This is a genomic window from Buttiauxella sp. AC038 (assembly GCF_979253565.1).
The window spans coordinates 3,732,856-3,751,513 of record NZ_CEEDCQ010000001.1 but is presented as its reverse complement, the minus strand read 5'-3'; the positions used below and the strand labels follow the sequence as shown (position 1 = coordinate 3,751,513).

General features: G+C 48.2%; 15 protein-coding genes and 1 pseudogene. 10 read left to right on the top strand and 6 right to left on the bottom strand.

Annotation, left to right across the window (positions count from 1 at the left end):
- Window positions 1-29 precede the first annotated feature (29 nt).
- Window positions 30-1,250 carry an amino acid deaminase gene (locus AC0IXI_RS17900; RefSeq protein ID WP_471682872.1) on the bottom strand — a complete coding sequence of 407 codons (1,221 nt, stop codon included), beginning with the start codon at window positions 1,248-1,250 and terminating at the stop codon, window positions 30-32.
- 96 nt (window positions 1,251-1,346) lie between these two features.
- A pseudogene (locus AC0IXI_RS17895) lies at window positions 1,347-1,421 on the bottom strand (hypothetical protein); the annotation flags it as partial.
- 31 nt (window positions 1,422-1,452) lie between these two features.
- On the opposite strand from AC0IXI_RS17895, the gene AC0IXI_RS17890 reads away from it, so the two are divergent.
- On the top strand, window positions 1,453-2,883 hold the full coding sequence (locus AC0IXI_RS17890; RefSeq protein ID WP_471682871.1) for an N-acyl-D-amino-acid deacylase family protein: 1,431 nt from the start codon (window positions 1,453-1,455) through the stop codon (window positions 2,881-2,883).
- Between the two features lie 56 nt (window positions 2,884-2,939).
- Window positions 2,940-3,329: a RidA family protein gene (locus AC0IXI_RS17885; protein ID WP_134183857.1), complete on the top strand. Its 390-nt coding sequence runs from the start codon at window positions 2,940-2,942 to the stop codon at window positions 3,327-3,329.
- A gap of 455 nt (window positions 3,330-3,784) precedes the next feature.
- Here AC0IXI_RS17885 and AC0IXI_RS17880 read toward each other — a convergent pair whose 3' ends face one another.
- Window positions 3,785-4,648 (bottom strand): MurR/RpiR family transcriptional regulator, encoded by an 864-nt coding sequence (locus AC0IXI_RS17880; RefSeq protein ID WP_064516939.1) that lies wholly within the window; start codon window positions 4,646-4,648, stop codon window positions 3,785-3,787.
- Between the two features lie 845 nt (window positions 4,649-5,493).
- Between AC0IXI_RS17880 and AC0IXI_RS17875 the strand changes: the two genes are divergently transcribed.
- The 6 genes from AC0IXI_RS17875 (at window position 5,494) to AC0IXI_RS17850 (ending at window position 12,306) form a co-directional block, all read left to right on the top strand.
- Window positions 5,494-6,606, top strand: a complete 1,113-nt coding sequence (locus tag AC0IXI_RS17875; protein WP_134183855.1) for an AI-2E family transporter — start codon at window positions 5,494-5,496, stop codon at window positions 6,604-6,606.
- A 46-nt stretch (window positions 6,607-6,652) separates the two neighbouring features.
- The gene (locus tag AC0IXI_RS17870) at window positions 6,653-8,119 is read left to right on the top strand and encodes an efflux transporter outer membrane subunit (RefSeq protein ID WP_243839596.1); all 1,467 of its coding nucleotides are present in this window, start codon (window positions 6,653-6,655) and stop codon (window positions 8,117-8,119) included.
- The gene (locus AC0IXI_RS17865) at window positions 8,116-9,210 is read left to right on the top strand and encodes an HlyD family secretion protein (protein ID WP_134183853.1); all 1,095 of its coding nucleotides are present in this window, start codon (window positions 8,116-8,118) and stop codon (window positions 9,208-9,210) included. The genes AC0IXI_RS17870 and AC0IXI_RS17865 overlap by 4 nt, the downstream gene beginning before the upstream one ends.
- 130 nt (window positions 9,211-9,340) lie before the next feature.
- The gene (locus AC0IXI_RS17860; RefSeq protein WP_471682870.1) at window positions 9,341-10,231 is read left to right on the top strand and encodes a hypothetical protein; all 891 of its coding nucleotides are present in this window, start codon (window positions 9,341-9,343) and stop codon (window positions 10,229-10,231) included.
- A 10-nt stretch (window positions 10,232-10,241) separates the two neighbouring features.
- Entirely contained in the window at window positions 10,242-10,667 is a 426-nt protein-coding gene (locus AC0IXI_RS17855) for an ion channel (protein WP_413498010.1), read from the top strand.
- A 235-nt stretch (window positions 10,668-10,902) separates the two neighbouring features.
- A complete protein-coding gene (locus AC0IXI_RS17850) occupies window positions 10,903-12,306 on the top strand; it encodes a diguanylate cyclase (RefSeq protein WP_471682869.1) in 1,404 nt (467 codons plus the stop codon).
- 60 nt (window positions 12,307-12,366) lie between these two features.
- Here AC0IXI_RS17850 and AC0IXI_RS17845 read toward each other — a convergent pair whose 3' ends face one another.
- Window positions 12,367-13,791 (bottom strand): sugar porter family MFS transporter, encoded by a 1,425-nt coding sequence (locus AC0IXI_RS17845; RefSeq protein WP_134183844.1) that lies wholly within the window; start codon window positions 13,789-13,791, stop codon window positions 12,367-12,369.
- 407 nt (window positions 13,792-14,198) lie between these two features.
- Here AC0IXI_RS17845 and AC0IXI_RS17840 point away from each other — a divergent pair, with 407 nt between their 5' ends.
- Window positions 14,199-14,780, top strand: a complete 582-nt coding sequence (locus AC0IXI_RS17840; protein WP_471682868.1) for a sugar O-acetyltransferase — start codon at window positions 14,199-14,201, stop codon at window positions 14,778-14,780.
- A 54-nt stretch (window positions 14,781-14,834) separates the two neighbouring features.
- Complete coding sequence (locus AC0IXI_RS17835; RefSeq protein WP_471682867.1) at window positions 14,835-16,445, top strand: FAD-NAD(P)-binding protein; 1,611 nt, start codon at window positions 14,835-14,837, stop codon at window positions 16,443-16,445.
- Window positions 16,446-16,513: 68 nt separating this feature from the next.
- Here AC0IXI_RS17835 and fucO read toward each other — a convergent pair whose 3' ends face one another.
- The gene (fucO, locus tag AC0IXI_RS17830; protein WP_413498120.1) at window positions 16,514-17,662 is read right to left on the bottom strand and encodes a lactaldehyde reductase; all 1,149 of its coding nucleotides are present in this window, start codon (window positions 17,660-17,662) and stop codon (window positions 16,514-16,516) included.
- 38 nt (window positions 17,663-17,700) lie between these two features.
- Window positions 17,701-18,348 carry an L-fuculose-phosphate aldolase gene (fucA, locus tag AC0IXI_RS17825; protein ID WP_134183838.1) on the bottom strand — a complete coding sequence of 216 codons (648 nt, stop codon included), beginning with the start codon at window positions 18,346-18,348 and terminating at the stop codon, window positions 17,701-17,703.
- Window positions 18,349-18,658 lie beyond the last annotated feature (310 nt).

Genomic DNA, 18,658 nt, shown 5'->3' with positions numbered 1-18,658 from the left:
AATGCTAACCCGACCGGCAAACTATTTGATCAGAAAGCTGTTTCCAACGTTTCGAGAACGTTGTACTGCTCATCAACCAGTAACAGTGCTTTCCATTTGTCGAATGTCAGGCACGGATGGGAAGTGCTGAAGACCAGAATATCCCCCACCTGCACATCAGCACCGGCTCTGAGTTTCAGCATGGCGTGTTGATCCATAATGCCGGTGGTTTCGATGGTATTAGTAGCCAATTCCCGTGATTTCCCTGCTCGATAATGCGCAACAGGTTGCGGCAAACCTGCGTCAAAAGCGCTGTCTCGTTTGCCAAAATTCACAATCGCGCGGTCGCTTTCCGGTACGGATTGCACCATCGCAATCAACTCCAGAGCCGAGACTAAATCTCCGCCAAGATCACAGGCGACTTTATCGCGTGCCATAAGCTCGTCCTGCGCTTGCTGGTAAATACCGGCATCGTGCGTGATGTAACAACCTGGGCGAATAACAATGCGGCAGTTTGCCGGTTTTTGCGCGGCCAGCCAGACATTACAGACCACGTCATACCAAACAGAACCGGCACCCGTGAGGATAAATTCCCCGTCAACATATTGCTCTAGCTGGCAGGCGAGTACCGCGGCATCGCGCAGCAATGCTTCCACTTTCGGCTGCGGGTTTTCGCCGTGCAGCACGCCTTCATACAGTTCCAGACCACGTAAGCGCAGACCCGGGAGTGTAGAAATTTCTTCGGCCAGGGCTTGCGCCTGTTCAGTAGTACGACACCCACAGCGCCCGCCAGGCACGCCCAATTCAATCAAAATATCAAGCCGTTGGTTATTCGCGCTAAAGAAAGCAGAAAGCGTTTTTGCGTTGGCGAGACTGTCAACGCAACACAGGTAATCGACATCCGGATACTGTGTTTTTAGCTGTGAAACCAGCTGCATATTTGCTTTGCCGACCAACTGGTTAACCATCAACACTCGTTTGATACCGCTAACCATCGCCATGCTTGCTTGCCAGGCGCTGCCGACACCTACCGCCCAGGCTCCGGCTTGCTGCTGCTGTTGAAAAATCCACGGTGTCATGGTGGTTTTCCCGTGAGGGGCCAGGGAGACACCGCGTGTGTCTGCGTAGCGCTGCATCCACTGAATATTGTTCTCCAGCGCGCCTTTTTTGATAACGGCTGCGGGTAAACAAATGTCTTCGTTGAGGATATTCGCAGGGGTAAACATCAAGGCTGATTTGTGTGGTACGAGGTTACTGTTCTGGTATTTCATAACATTATTCCTTTGTGATTTTCATTTCTTTCAGACAATGTATCATTTGTAATTTAATGAAAAATATATGTTTTATTAAAAATAATGTGATTAATTGAATAAAAGTATCATAAATTCATAGGGGTTTTGAGTAGTCTTCCACTGTTTTTTACGCTTGTAAATGGTTAACTTTAATCCAGAACATAACGGGGGTTAGGAAGACATGAAGTTCGATTATTTGTTCAGGAATGTCACGGTTATCGATGGAAGCGGCGGAGCGCAATATCTTGCTGATGTTGCGGTGCAGGGCGATCGCATTGTGGAAATCGCGCCAATGATCAGCGGCTCGGCACATGAAGAAATTGATGGTAACGGCCGAGTGCTGGCTCCTGGTTTTATTGATGTTCATACCCACGATGACATCAACGTTATCCGGATGCCGGAGTACCTGCCAAAAATTAGCCAGGGTATTACGACAGTGATCGTCGGCAATTGCGGAATCAGTGCCGCCACGGCGACTATGAAGGGTAATGTGCCGGACCCGATGAATTTGCTCGGTGAAGTGGAACACTTCATCTACCCAACGGTTGCCGCCTACGCGCAAGCCGTAGAGCAAGCTAAGCCCGCGGTTAACGTTGGCACATTAATTGGCCACACGGCACTTCGTAACAATCATATGGATGACTTGTTCCGCGCCGCCACAAGCGAAGAAATTAGCGCCATGCGCGCGCAGCTTTGTGAGGCGTTGCAGCAGGGCGGTCTAGGGTTAAGTACTGGTCTTGCCTATGGCAGCGCGTTCCATTCCACAACCGAAGAAGTAATGGCGCTCGCGGAAGAGTTGGCGGCGGGGAAAGGAATTTACACCACCCATCTGCGCTCAGAATTTGAGCCGATTCTTGAGGCGCTCGACGAGGCCTTTCGCATTGGTCGTCATGGCAAAGTGCCTGTTGTTGTTTCACATCATAAGTGCGCTGGAGCAAAGAACTGGGGGCGGACGGTTGAAACATTGAAACTATTCGACAAGGTGCGCCAGCAGCAGGATGTGTCCTGCGACTGTTATCCCTATTCTGCGAGCTCTTCTACGCTGGACCTGAAACAAATTACCGACGAATTCGACATTGTGATTACCTGGTCGGAGCCACATCCTGAAATTGCCGGGCAGTCGCTAAAACAGATCGCGCAAAACTGGTCGATGACGCTGACTGAGGCAGGGAAATTGCTGATGCCGGCAGGGGCGATTTACTACAACATGGACGAACAGGACGTGCGGCGTGTGTTGAGCTACCCGGTCACCATGGTCGGCTCAGACGGCTTGCCAAACGATCCGATGCCGCATCCGCGTTTGTGGGGAGCCTTCCCGCGTGTACTGGGTCACTACAGCCGTGATGAGAAGCTATTTCCGCTGACCGTTGCGGTGCATAAGATGACGGGAATGTCGGCTGCTCGTTTCCAGCTTGATGGGCGTGGACTGGTTAAGTGCGGCTATTATGCTGATTTAGTGATGTTTGATCCTGAAACCGTGCGCGATGTGGCAAGCTTTAGCGATCCACAACAACCGGCTGCTGGTATTGAAGCGGTAATGGTTAACGGTGTGATGAGTTATGGTCGGGATCAACAAGTTATCGGGCGTGCCGGGCGGTTCTTACGTCGCTAAAACGCACCTTCATTTCGCCCCTCTTTCGAGAGAATGAAAACAAATAAGGAACAACAATGAGCATTAAACGTTATGGAGTCGGTGGCAGCACTGGAACAGGCGGGCAGCATTTACCCTTCGCAAAAGCGGTAGAAGCGGGTGGTTGGCTTTATGTTTCCGGGCAAACACCAATGAAAGATGGTGAAGTCGTTGAAGGTGGCATTATTGAGCAGTCGCGCCTGGCGATTCAGAACTGCGTGGACATCATGGAAAGCGCGGGCTACACCCTGGCCGATGTGGTGCATGTGAAGGTTTATCTTACCGACGCGCGCTATTTCCAGTCGTTTAACAAAGTGTTTGGTGAGTTCTTTGCCGAGCATCCGCCCGCTCGTGTCTGTTGTGTGGCTGACCTGGTGGTGGATTGTAAAGTCGAAGTGGATTTGACCTGTTATCGGGCAGACCGTTAAGGGTTTGCTTACTCACGTGGCTCCCTGCCACGTGCCCCCCGACTGAAGGGTGAAAAACGGCGCGATTGAAGCCGGAACCAAAGGTCAACGTCAAAACCCAAAGACAGCACTGAGCGGGTTTTGACCTTGTACCCGGTATAAATTGCCCCAGTGTTCGCCATAAGTCAGGGTTGAGCTGCCGGGAGCAGCGAAAGAGAGCGATCGTCGGGAACGAGTCGCGAGCGACCCTGATGTTGGGGATAAGCTGGGGTTTACCGCGCAGCGGCAATTTAATGACCGGGCGCCAGGATTATCAAGGAGAGGGCGTTCTCTCCTTGATACGTTCACCGTTTTCGGGAATTAAAGAGATAACTGAACGCACGGGTGAACGGAAAATGAGCGAGGCTTAAAGATCTCACCCTGACAAAATTACTGAGGCGCGTTGTGTGTAAGAGACAACTGCACCCGGCAAGCCGCTAATCCCCCAGAGGCTGCCTGTCCGCACCACCCCGATGGCTATCCAGGGCAAGTTTGATGCGGCGCAGGCGGTCTTTGGTCTGGTTTTTATTGGCCATAGCAAGCTCCGTCGCCAACACATCTACCATCGCTAACATCGCATAACGCGAGGTGCTGGGCTTAAAAATGTAGTCGTTTTCCCGCACTATCAGCGGCAGCACAATATCGGCGTTTTGCGCCAGCGGTGAGTCTTGCGGGGTGATGGCAATCACTTTTGCGCCATACTGCCGGGCGATAGCCGCACTTTCAATCACCTCTGGTGTGTAGCCTCCCAGCGATAAAGCCAGTACCACATCGTTGGGTGACACAGCCGAACACATCATTCTTACCAGCAGACCATCGCTCTGGCTGACCACTGGAAGGCCAAGACGGAACAGACGGAATTGTACTTCCTGGGCACAAATTGTGGAGCCACCGCCCATCCCGATAGCCAGAATTTGTCGGCTCTGGCTCAACCATTCCACTGCTTTGTTAAGCGAATCGGTATCGAGCGCCCGGCGATTAATATCCAGCACATTAATGATAGTTTCGTAGATACCTTGCACGCCTTCGAGGTCAGGCACATCCAGAATAAAACGTTGCCCTACCGCCAACGACTGTGCAAGTTTCACTTTTAGCTCGCGCACATCTTTGCAGCCAATCGCGCGTGCAAAACGGGTAATTGATGCCTGGCTGGTATCTGTAAGCCGCGCCATTTCTGAAATCGACAAAGTCGTAGCTGATTGCACATCATCGAGAATAAATTGCGCAATACGCTTTTCTGTCGTGGTCAGCTCCACAAAACGATCGGTGATACAGGAAATAATATCGATGGAAACAGACATGGCACGTCCCTGAAAATGGTTAAAAACTGCTGGTACTTTGTACCACAAAAATCATTTGCTGTGGGATTAGCCTGAGTTCAACTGAGGTTTAAGGGGGATGGTGTTGATGCTCCTCATCACCCGAGGCAAGAATATTATTTTGCCGTTGTTTGATTGCTGCTGCCTGGCTATTGTTTCTCTGGAAATGGTTTGTGTGCTAACAGTAGCCTTGTTTCCAGATATGGACTCATACTCATAATGGCTTGCTATTAATTAGCAGCGCTTTGATAGCTTAATGCCGCACTTATTCTCATTAAGTTGATTCGTGTTTGTTAAAAATAAACAAAAAACCGTTTTGTTATGTGCTAATAAGGCTGGTTTAATACTTGGGTTTAATACTTGGGTATAACACGAAATAATTACTCTGCAGAAAGAATATCCCCCTCAATGATGTTGGGGGATTGTTGTCATTTCATTCTTTTCTGGTGATGCATTCATTGGTGAGTGAGGTGTTACGAACGCTATCGTGATGTTTTCGATTGCATAGGTGTTTTTTTACAGAGCTAAATTCTGATTTTTTGTTTTTATTTATGCGGAAAATGCTATCGAAAATAGAATGATGTTGTATAGATTTTATTTTTTATGTTTGTTTTTAGATGGTAAGCCGGGCAGTCACCCTCTTTGTGCCATTTTTGCAGTAATGTCTGTTTGTTCTATTATCAAAATAGTTAATAAAAACCAACGGGTTTATATTACTGGGCACAATCTTATCTTTTAAAATGCAATGCCAGCGATCTGCTGTCCCGGTCATTAATGCTTGAGATCTGGATAGTTACGTAGTCACTATCACCTGGAATAACTGCATCATGGAAATTAATGATACCCCCTTAGCTGAGAAAAGACTGGTTGCCAGATTTCTGGATATGTTCATCAAATTTGGTCTCATCCTCGCATTAGCCTCCTTCTGTTTTACTGTCATTTCGCCTTTTATGAATATGCTGCTGTGGGCACTTATTCTGGCAGTGACTCTCTATCCGCTTCATCAACGTTTTGCTGCGCGTATGGGAAATAAACAGGGATGGGCTGCGACCTTGCTGGTGTTGCTGGGAGTGTTGCTAATCGTTGTACCTACCATCGCGATGATTAGCTCCCTGGGTGATAGCGTCAGTGTACTTATTACGAAAGTCACCAGCGATAGCCTGGTCATCCCGCAACCTTCAAATCGCCTGGTGGCAATACCGATTGTGGGCGAAAAAATCTATGTCGTGTGGATGAAGGCTGCGACAGATTTACCGGCCTTAGTAAAAAGCTATGGCCCGCAGCTAGGTGAGATTACCCGCCAGGTAATTACCATTCTGGCTAGCATGAGTGGCGGTTTGATTGGCTTTGTATTCTCCTTTATCGTCGCCGGCATCATGATGGCCTGGGGCGCTCCAGGTGCAGCAAGTGCAACGAGTATCGCCACACGTATCACCGATGAAAGAAAAGGTCCTGCCCTGACAAAACTCTGTACCAATACTATTCGAGCAGTAGCGATGGGGGTTATTGGTGTTGCCTTCATTCAGGCGTTGCTGGCCGGTATTGTGATGGCATTCGCCGGTATTCCTGCCGTGGGGATCTTCTTCGTTCTGGCTCTGATTCTGGGTATTGCCCAGGTTCCAGTGATACTGGTTACCGCTCCGGCTATCGCGATTATGTGGATGACGGGCGACAATGGAACGGTGCTGAATATCATTTTCACCATTCTGCTGATTATTGCCGGTATGGCTGACAACGTGCTGAAACCTTTGTTGTTGGGGCGCGGTGTAGATGTGCCAATGCCTGTGGTGCTGTTGGGGGCGCTGGGAGGTATGGCAACCAACGGTATTCTCGGCATGTTTATTGGCGCGACACTGCTTTCTATTGGTTATAGAATCTTCATGGCCTGGGTCAAAGAAGGTCCGTCTGGCCCGACGTTGAGCGGGCAAGATGCTCTGTGAAGACAGATTCAGGCGCCTCCTGATAACGGGGGGCGCAAGCCTGGTCTTGAGCGCATGTACCACTCTGGGACCCGACTATAAAACCCCGCAAGTTCCGGAGCTGACGCAATGGCAGCCGGTGACGAAGAGCATGGCATCTGGCGTATCCCAGAACAGTTATGACCAGTGGTGGATACAGCTTAATGACCCAACACTTACCATGCTCGTCAACGAGGCCTTACGGAAAAACCCTGACGTTAAAATTGCCGGTCTGCGCCTGCTGGAATCACGTGCACAGTTGGGAATTGCAGAAAGCTTACTCTCACCTCAGGCAACCATTGGCGATGGGCAAGTCGTTACTGGCGGTCAACTACATGATGACCGTTACATTGCTAGCACCAACTACGGCGCGGGCTTTAACCTGGGATGGGAGATAGATTTCTGGGGCAAGTTCAAACGTGGTGTTGAATCTGCCGATGCGAGTTACTTCGCAACGCTTGCGCAATATGACGATATTCAGGTGCTGATGGCGGCACAAGTCGCACAGCTGTATGTGAATATCCGTACGCTTGAAGCGCGCCTGCAAATTACCCGCAATAACGCCAAAATTCAGCAGCGTAGCCTGCAAATTACAGAGCGTTTGTTCCTCAGCGGCAACAGTGCTGAGCTGGATGTACAGCAAGCGAGAACCCAATATCTATCAACCCTCTCAAGTATTCCTCAACTGGAAACCAGCCTGCGTCAGAGCCAGAACGCATTGAGCGTGCTACTGGCGCGAAAACCAGGTCCGTTACCCGAAATGGTCGATAGCACAGGGGTTCTTCCGAAGGGCAACCTGGCGCTGGTGTCGGAATTGCCTGCAGATTTGCTGCGTCGCCGACCTGATGTGCGAGCGGCTGAAAGGCAATTAGCGGCACAGTCAGCCTTAATAGGCGTGGCAGAAACTGAACTCTATCCGTCTATTTCTCTTATTGGCAGCGTGGGAATTAGCGCCCGAAATGGCGGTAGTAGCACTCTGTCCTGGGCGGCGGGGCCGACATTTAGCTGGAACTTGCTTGATCAAGGGCGGCTGGGTAACCAGGTGCTGGTACAAGATGCGCGGTTCCTGCAACTGCATGAACGCTACCGGGATACGGTATTTCAGGCTGCACGTGAAGTGGATGATGCAGCCGTTGCTTACGCCAATGACAAACAAGAGATCGATCTGCTGACCCAAACTGGGCAAGCGGCAAACCGTTCTTTGGATATCGCCAACACCCAATATCGTGAAGGTATGGCTGACTTCCAGCGTGTACTGGATTCACAAAGAGCCTTGTTCAATCAACAGGAGCGGCTAGTGAATAGCCGTGGTGCCCTGATGCGTGACTTGATTACGCTCTATAAGGCTCTGGGCGGTGGTTGGGAGAAAGGGCGGGAACGCCCACTGGTTGATAAGCAAACCGATGCTCATTTACGCCAGCGTGATAACTGGGTGCCTTTATTGGATGCCCCTTTGCCATCAGCAACGTTACCCAAAGAAGGTAAACAGCAATGACAGAATCCTCATCTCCGGCGGGGCAAGCCAGTCGACGTGGAGTGATAGGTCTCCTCGTGGTCATCATTTTATTGCTTTGCTGGTATCTGGCGGCGGACCGCCTCACGCCTTATACCTCTCAGGCAAGGATTCAGGCATTTGTTATCCCCATTGCTGCGGAAGTGGGAGGGCAAATCCAAAAGGTCTATGTTCGCGATAATCAGGAGGTCTCGCCGGGCGATAAGCTGTTTGAGCTTGATCCCGAGCCTTATGACATCGCGTTGGCTAAGGCTCGTTCGGACTATGAAACAGTGCTCAGTTCGGTCAAAGCCAATAATGAAACCATTGCCGCGGCCAAAGCGGGTTTACAGGCGGCGACAGCCGCTTATCAAAATGCGGCTAAAGACGCTGAACGTCAGGAGCGTTTGTATCGTGAAGATCCCGGCACCATCTCAGTTCGTCGCCTCGAAGTGGCACAAGCCACGCGGGAAACCGCGCGTAGCCAGATGGCAGCAGCCGCCGCTGATGTGCGTAGAGCGACTGAAGCGGCGGGCGTTTCCGGGGAAAAAAACTCACAACTGCTGAGCGCTCGTTCTGCGGTGCAAAAAGCCGAACTGGACCGGAAAAATACCGTAGTTGTTGCGACTAACCGCGGTCTGGTGACGGATCTGCGGACTGATATCGGCCAGTTTCTTGGCGCAGGGGCACCCGTTATGACGCTGGTGGCGATAAACGATGTCTGGATTAGCGCGGATATGACCGAAAATAACATCGGTAATGTGAATATCGGTGATGAGGTCGCCATTTTGCTCGACAGCATGCCGGGGCATATTTTCAAAGGCCAGGTGCGCAGCATCAGTTATGGCGTAAGTGCGACGCAAAGCCAGCCCGCCGGTGTTTTGCCTGCGGTCGATAATAGCCGTGACTGGCTACGTCAGGCGCAGCGGTTCCCGGTGAAAATTGCCTTTGTTAAAGACGATTTCCCTCCGGTTAAAAACTTGCGGGTCGGTGGGCAGGCTGATGTGTTGGTCTATGCCAATGGTGCTGGCGTCATGAGCTTCTTCGGTAGCATCTACATACGACTGATGAGCTGGTTCTCGTATATCTACTGAGGTAGGCCATGCATAACGGGGATCGTGCGGTACTGAGAATTGGAGTGGGATCGGCCATTGCGGCGCTGGTCTGCTACGGCCTTGCGCTACCGATGCCACATTTGGGCTGCATTATGGCCTGGATTGTGTTGTGTCAGGGGAAACCTTTACCCATCAAAAGGGGATTATTGTTGGCTTAGTGCTAACGATGACCATGGTTGGTGGCGTGCTGATGGTGCCTTTACTGACGCACTACCCATTATCTGCATTGCTGTTTACGGCGCTGCTGCTTTACCTGCTGATGCTGATGGGGCTTAGAGGGAAGGGAACCCAGGCCATGCTACTGACGACGGCCATTACCATCATTCCGATTGCCGGACTCATCGAGCAGTCACTTGCTATTGGTATTGCCCAAATGATGGGGCTTGGCATCATCATTGGTACGGTGGTTAACCGGTTTGCGTTAGTACTGTTCCCCCCGCAGGCCACTCCTTCCTCAGCAGCTAAGGTGCTACTGCCTCCTAAATCTCCACACCAGCTGGCTCTACGTGCGGTGCTTATCGTATTGCCGGTGTGGTTGTTAGCATTAAGCAACCCTGCGTTTTATATCCCGGCAGTGATGAAAACTGTGATGCTGGCACAGCAAACCAACACTCTTGCGGCAAAACAGGTCGGGAAAGAGTTGGTGCTATCGACTCTGATGGGGGCGCTGTTGGCGGTGGTGCTGTGGTTTGGGCTTAGCATCTGGCCTTCATTCCTGATGCTAGTGCTCTGGATGGCTCTCGTTAGCCTTTGGGTTGCGCGACGTTTAGTGCGGCTGGCGGCTAGCCGATTCACCCCCTCTTTCTGGAGTAATGCGTGGGTCACCTGCCTGATTCTGTTTGGCCCTGCCATTCAGGACAGTGCTTCCGGTAAAGATGTCTGGTTGGCATCGCTGATGCGCTGCTCTCTATATGTTGCTGTTGCCCTGTATGGCTGGGCGTGTGTGGTGGTTCTTGAACGCTGGCATCTGGCTGGTCGTCCAGCGGCCGAAACCGACTAAGGGGGTTAAAATGTTGCTGGTCTTGATAACTGGGATGCCTGTCATCCTGTGCAATATGTTGCTGCAATCACTTATGTCTATTTGGTGCATTCGCTTTTACATCAAGCGCTTTCATCAGAGGGAAGGGATGTTGTACGGTGTATTGGCATTGTTTGGCATCATCATCATTGTATTAATCGGTAACCTGCTGCAAATAATGCTGTGGGGGATTTTGTTTTTGTGGCTGGGGGAGTTTTCCTCACTGCAAGAGGCGGTTTATCACTCCGGTGTCAATTTTGCCACGTTGGGTTATGGCGATATCGTGATGAGTGCAAAATGGAAACTGCTTGGCCCACTGGAAGCGGTGAATGGTGCGCTGATGATTGGGTTGTCTGGGGCCAGCATGCTGGCGGTGCTACAGCACCATATCCGCAAGCAGTTGGGGAATTTAAAGTAATCTTTTTTATCAGGAGCAACGTTTTTCACTATTGCTGCAATACTGGGTTTCATAGCAGAAGTATTGACGTATTTAAAGCGGTTGAATGTGTTCAAAAGTGGCAAGTTTAAGTAAAGATATTATATACGGCTGGAATGGATAATATTATACAAAAAAGAGAGGTTGATATAATATCCCGCTCACAGGGGAATTCCTTAATAGAAATAATATCTCGCGAAGAATAAATGTTACACTTATGAAAAACATCCAACCTCTTAATTACGACATTATTAAAAATGAGTGGCAGTTGTTAATTAATAATACAAATGCTGCAACTCATCAGACCCTCATGAGCCTTAGTGATGAGGAGGTCAGGCAACTGGTTGATGCGTATTATCAATATATGTTGCAGGATGAGAAGGCGAAGTTATTCCTTAGCACGACCCAGGTTGAAGAGAGACTTAGTGCCAGTATGAACAACTGGTTGCGCAAGGTGCTGGGTAGTTCGTGTGAAGATTTATCAGAGTTAATTGCTCATCAGCGCAAGGTTGGTGAAGTTCATGCGCGTATTGGTCTACCTATCGATCTTGTCGCCCGTGGTGCCAGAAAGCTGAAGTATGAGCTTTTTCAATTACTATTAAATAAACCACAGATCTCAGCAAAAGAAATTAGCGATGCTATCTTTTTTAGTGGCATGGCCATAGATTCCGCAATTGAAGTCATGACGATTGCTTTTACGCCATCACATCAGAAAATGATGCACGATCAAGAACATTTTCGCCTGCTGACTGTATATGATGATATGAACGTTGAGCGTGAACGTCAGTTAGGGGCTTTGAAAGATTGGGAAAATCAGTTTATTTATAATATTGCGACTGAATTGCCATTTGAAGAGCGAGTGCTACTCAGTGATTCTGAATTTGGGCTATGGTTTGCTCATAAAGGCCAGCATATTTTCAGGCAGCCAGATTTAATTAAAAAAATCGACTCGTTAATCCAAAAAATAGATAGGATTATTATCACTGAGTTTGCTAATGAATCCTCAGATGCTTTTAGTCGCATTCATCTGTTACGCATGTTAAGACAAGATGTTGAACAGGTTAATATGATTCTTAGCTCTATTTTCGAAGAGATAGTGAAGAGTGAGAATGGCAAAGATCCAATGACCAAGCTACTTACTCGTCGCTTTATCCCTACGATTATGGGACGTGAGATTGGTTTATCTATTAGGTCCGGTAAGCCTTTTACTATCGCTTTATTGGACATAGATTACTTCAAAAAAATCAATGATAACTATGGTCACGCCGTTGGTGATAACACACTAAAAAATATTGCGACTTGGTTACATGAGTATGTACGCAGTAGTGATTATGTCTTCCGCTACGGTGGCGAGGAATTTATGTTGTTGCTGGTGGAAACGACACTGTCTCAGGCTCAAGTCCTGACGGAGCGACTGCGCAACCATATTGCCAGCCAGATGATTGAAGTTGATGTAGACACTTCATTTAATGTCACCATCAGTGCAGGTTTGGTCGAATTCGATAACCACCCTGATTACCAGCGGCTTATTAACAAAGCAGACCAAATGTTGTATCAGGCAAAAAATAATGGTCGCAATTGTATTGAGAGTTACCCATTCGGCATGGATAACTCACTTTAATTGCCAGATGAAATAGATAACCCCTGACTGATGAGGTCAGGGATTATTGTACTGGAAGAGTTACTGCCCAATATTACGCAGCTTTTCACCCGCCATAAGTTTCTTCTCGATGTGTTCCAGTGTGACATTTTTCGTTTCTGGAATTAGCCAGAAAGTGACGCCAATAAATGCAATATTAAGCGCGGTATACATCCAGAATGTCGCCGCCGGGCCAACTGCATCTAACAGGCTCAGGAATGTTGCACCAATTATCATGTTCGACACCCAGTTAGTGGTGGTTGAACAGGTAATCCCAAAATCACGGCTTTTCAGCGGCTGAATTTCAGAGCACAGAATCCAAACCACAGGTGCGGCACTCATCGCATAGCCTGCGATACACATCATAGTCATACCGACAGACAGGTAAGACAAACCATCTGAAGCATTGCCATTATCAAACTGCATCAGGCAATAACCCAACACCAGTGTGCCAACAGCCATAACGCTAAAGCCAATCTTCAGCGCCGGTTTACGTCCTGCTTTATCGACCATGAAAATAGCAATGAAGGTGGCGAGCATAAACGTCAGGCCGACAACAATGGTTGCCATCATCTGTTCATGCGTGGTTGTGAAACCCGCCATTTCAAAGATTTTTGGCGCGTAATACATAATGATATTCATGCCGGTGAACTGCTGCATCGCTTGCAACAACATGCCAAGGAATACGGCTCGGCGCACGTTGCTGTTCATTTTGAACAGCTCCCAACCGTGCTGTTTTAACTTGAGGCTTTCACGGATATCCTGCAATTCCTGGCGCGCTTTCTCCGAGGTATCTCGCAATTTACTTAATACTTCTTCGGCTTCAATATGGCGCCCTTTAGCGGCCAACCAGCGTGGGCTATTGGGCAAAAATACGACCAGTATCAGCAGCAGGAATGCCGGAATTGCCAACACGCCAAGCATCATTCGCCAGTCGCCGCTGTAGCTCAGGGCTGTATCTGATAAGAACGCCAGCAAAATACCCAGCGTAACCATCAGCTGATACATGCTGATCATTTTCCCGCGAATATCTTCCGTTGCCATTTCAGATAGATACAGAGGGGCTGTGTATGAAGCAATCCCCACAGCCATCCCAAGGACGACGCGCGAGACCATCAATATTTCAACCGTTGGCGCGAGTGCTGAGCCGAGTGAACCGATAATAAATAATATCGCCCCTGCCATAAGACTATATTTGCGACCCAACGCAGATGAGAGCCAGCCGTTTGCGAGTGCACCGATTGCTGCACCTAACATCATGGTACTCACAACCCACTCTTGCTGTTGGCTATTTAAAGTAAAATGCTGAGTAATAAAGGGTAGAGCACCAGAGATCACGCCGATATCAAGTCCAAACAACAGGCCCGCTACCGCCGCAGAAACGGAAACAAACAGTGTCATTCGGCGCGAGTCGCGCGCTCTGGTATTGAGGTGACTGGGGTAACCAGGCAGTACTTCATTAGACATAATAAATCTCCAAAATCCCGCAAGCTCAATGTAGTTCCCGAAAACCAATGACAGCACTTTATAAGATCTTTCCAGAAAACGTCTGACTCCTGGTAGGCAGATATATGGATTATTTTGCTGTTGTGATCATTTGTGTGATGAGTGCGACATAATTGATAAATACAGTGAATAACAAGTTAATTACATAAATAACAATAAGATGGATTGATTTTTTAGACGTTTTTGTGAGGCGAGGTCATAAAAATATAAATAATTGGTATGGATAAATTTTGTTCTGCTTTTCGATATTGTAAGAACCAACTGAATATATTGACGTTTGTGCTGACTATGCAGTTTATGAAAGGTAGTTATTTATCAGGTCTAAAAAATATGATTTAACAACATCAATTGCCTATGAGGAGTTGAGAATGCGCGAATTTAGCAAAATGGTAAGTGGTGAAAATTATAATATTAACGACCCAGAGTTACGTGAAATTCGTTACCGAGTACGCGATATCGTTGATGAATTTAATGCATTGAGTGCCCGTGCCGTTACCGAGAAAGAGAGATTAATTCGCACAATATTTGGTCGTGTTGGCGAGAATGTTCATTTTGAAAAAGGGATGCGTATTGATTACGGCTGTAATACCCATATTGGTAATAATGTATTTATTAATTTCAACATTGTGCTACTGGATTGTGCGCCAGTGACTATTGGTAATAACGTATTTATTGCTCCTGATGTACAAATTTATACCGCTCAGCATCCGCTGGACCCTGATACGCGAAACCAACATATTGGCAACGCAAGGCCGATAAATATTGGCGATGATGTATGGATCGGTGGAGGATCTATTATTTTGCCTGGTGTAACTATCGGTAAAGGCAGCACTATTGGTGCAGGAAGCGTAGTGAAACATGATATTCCTGCCGGAGTCATTGCTGCGGGTAACCCATGCCAGGTAAAACGAGTTTGTTTGGCAGATAAATTGCCAGAAACCGTTGAATGAGCCTAATCTCAACAGAGAGATGGAAGACTTTATAACAACGGTGGGTACAGATTGATGAAAAGAATCGCTATTGTCGGCGCGGGTCCTACGGGCATTTACACTCTTTTCTCCCTTCTGAAGAAGCAAGTGCCACTGTCCATTACTATCTATGAGCAGGGCAGTGAGGCAGGGGTTGGTATGCCTTACAGCGATGAAGAAAACTCCCGAATGATGCTGGCCAATATTGCCAGCATCGAAATCCCGCCTATTTTTTCGACCTACATCGACTGGTTGCGCAGCCAAAGTGAAGATCATCTGGCGCGTTATGGTGTTCGCCATGACTCACTTCATATCCGACAGTTTCTACCGCGTATCCTTCTTGGCGAGTACTTCCGCGATCAGTTTCTGGAGTTGGTTGTTCAGGCAAAAGAGCAAGGGTTCCGCGTGGAGGTTCATGAATCTTGCCAGGTCACCGATCTTGAGGCGACTACCGAGGGAGTAAAACTGCGGGCAGAAGGCGAACCTTCGCCTGCGTTGTTTGATCTCGCCGTGATTGCCACCGGGCACGTATGGCCTGATGAGGAGAAGTCGACTCGCACCTTTTTCCCAAGCCCATGGTCAGGGCTGATGGAGGCTAAAATTGCTGCCTGTAAAGTCGGAATTATGGGGACATCGTTGAGTGCTCTGGATGCCGCGATGGCAGTGGTCATCCAGCATGGGGAGTTTGTTGAATCGGAGCGAGAGCAAATCCATTTCAATCTCGATGAGGGAAGTGAAAAGCTTAACATTGTGCTTATGTCCCGTTCGGGGATTCTGCCGGAAGCTGATTTCTACTGCCCAATCCCTTACGAGCCATTAACTGTCGTGACACAAGAGGCGATTAATCACGAAATTTCAGCAGGGGCCGATGGTCTTCTCAATCGAGTTTTCGGCCTTATGGTTGAGGAAATTGAACATGCAGACCCGGCCTGGAGCAAACATCTGGCGCTTAATACGTTGGATGCGGATAGTTTTGCTAAAGCCTGGTTTGCTGACAGGAAAATCAACGACCCGTTTCACTGGGCTGAAGCCAATCTTTATGAAGTTGAACGCAATAAACGCGACAAGCGAACAGTTCCGTGGCGTTACGTGATCCTTCGGTTACATGAAGCCGTCCAACTGATTGTGCCTTATCTGGACGAGCAGGACAGAAAGCGCTTTGACGTGGGCCTTGCACGAGTGTTCATCGACAATTATGCAGCAATACCATCGCAATCTATTCGCCGTTTACTGGCATTACGCGAGGCCGGGATAATCAGCATTCTTACGCTTGGGCCGGATTATAAGATGGATGTAAAAGAGAAACAGACGGCGATTTCCGTCGGGCAAAATGTTTATGAGTTTGACGTATTTATTGATGCCCGTGGGCAGAGGCCGCTTAAGACCAAAGATCTACCGTTTACTACCTTACGAAAACAGCTCGAGTCTGGCGGCGATGATATTCCAGATGTCGGTGAGGACTACATATTATTACAACCGGAATCTGTTCGTGGGCGCATTGCTTTTGGGGCGCTGCCTTATCTGATGCACGATCAACCCTTCGTTCAGGGGCTGACTGTCTGTGCGGAAATTGGAGAAGCTATGGCAAAGGGAATATTTGAGTCAGCACCTCATGTGCGCCGACGATTACCATTTTTAGATTGGTAACTTCAAAGTAAGGGCTGCTATGTTTGCAGCCCCTAATAATTGAATAGTTTATTGTTATTCAAAGCAATTTATAGTGCCTTTAAATATAACTCGGCAATCTCTTCAATCTTCGCTTCACGAGGATTTCCTCCCGTGCACACGTCGTCAAACGCTGCCTGTGCCAGCTCCTGAATATCTTCTTTACGCATCCCAACTTCTCTTAATGTCGCGGGAATACCAACATCACGATTAAGAGATTCTACTGCCTGAATTGCCTCTTCTCGCGCATGTTCAAGAGTTGCATGAGTTACTTCAAGGCCCATTGCCTGCGCAATATGACGATACTTCTCACCGGTAAACTCTGCGTTGTAGCGCATCACGTGCGGCAGCAAAATTGCATTAGCGACGCCATGAGGTGTGTTGTAAAACGCACCTAACGGGTGCGCCATCCCGTGAACCAACCCTAGCCCTACGTTTGAAAATCCCATTCCTGCCACATATTGCCCTAATGCCATTTTCTCAACGGCTTCTGCTTTACCTGCAACTGAGTCCCGAAGAGAAGATGCAATAATTTCAATGGCTTTGAGATGCAAAGCATCAGTGAGCTCCCAGGCGCCACGAGTGATATAGCCTTCGATGGCATGGGTTAGCGCATCGACCCCGGTTGCTGCTTTTAATGAAGGGGGCATTCCGTCCATCATGTCAGCATCAATAAAAGCGGCCAGCGGGATATCGTGAGGGTCGATGCAGACAAATTTGCGGCGATTTTCTTCATCAGTGATGACGTAGTTGACGGTCACTTCTGCCGCAGTACCCGCTGTGGTTGGAATCGCCAAAATCGGCACGCTTGGGCTGCGTGTTGGGGCCATACCTTCCAGACTACGTACATCTTCAAATTCTGGATTAGCGCTGATGATGCCAATAGCTTTACAGGTATCCTGTGGAGATCCTCCACCAATGGCAATCAGATAATTGGCGCCACTTTGGTGAAAAGCTGCTAACCCATGCTGTACTACTTTGATTGTTGGATTAGGTGTAACGGCATCAAAAACCTGGTAATGAAGCCCAGCAGCATCCAGTTTTGATGTCACTTTTTCTACCACGCCACAGGCAACCAATTGGGCATCGGTCACTATTAGTGCCTTGCCATAACCCCGGCGCATAACTTCTGGCACTAATTCATTGATAGCACCACGCCCAAACCATGACGTTTCATTCAAAATCATTCTTTTGGTCATCATGACAATCCTTGCTTAGAAATGAATTTCTGGCGGGTTTATTCTTCTACACGCAGGCCGTAGCTTTTAAACTTCTCAAGCACAATGGCGATTTCTTCATCAGGCAAGACCGGAACGGAATCAGTGATTGGCAGAGTTGAAAGATAGAGCTTCGCTAAAACTTCAACCTCGTGAGCCAGCCAAAGAGCCTTCTGTAAGTTCGCTTCACAAGCGATCATGCCGTGATGCTGCAAAAGCGTGGCTTTGCGGTTTTTAAGCGCTACCGCAACGTGCTCAGAAAGTTTTTTGGTGCCAAAGGTGGCGTAAGGCGCACAAGGAATGGTGCTACCGCCTGCTGCGGCAATCATGTAATGAATGGCCGGAATTGGGCGGTTAAGAATGGATATCGCTGTGCAATTTACCGCGTGGTTATGTACGACAGCATTGGCATCTGGACGAGTCTGATAAGCCACCTGATGAAAGCGCCACTCGCTGGAAGGAACCTTTCCCTCTTCATGTTTACCGTCGGCATCAATATAAACAATCTGCTCCTCTGTGAGATTTTCATAAGGAATGCCAGTGGGGGTGATGAGTAACCCATCCCGGTAACGCACACTGACGTTGCCAGCGGTTCCCTGATTTAGACCAAGGCGAGTCATTTCCAGACAGGTGTGAATGATTTCACGTGCGAGTAAATCTCTTTCCATTTTATTGCCTCTCTAAACTTCTTGAATAAAAAATAAACATGAATGGGGAATGTGATTTTTATCTTTATACAGCAAGAGTTATTAAGAAGTTGCCAGTTGTGGAAGTGTGATCCTCATCAAGTTAAATGGCTTATTTAGATTGAATAACGCAATTATGGAAATAGTAAAAATGTCCGTTTTATCTCAAGTGGATTTAAACGGGCAATTCATGACAATTCATGTCGTTAAATATTTAAAAGTGCCCGTTTTAAAATAAATAAAATCATTCGGGCATGCATGTTGTGTTTTTTATTCAATGTATGACGGAAAC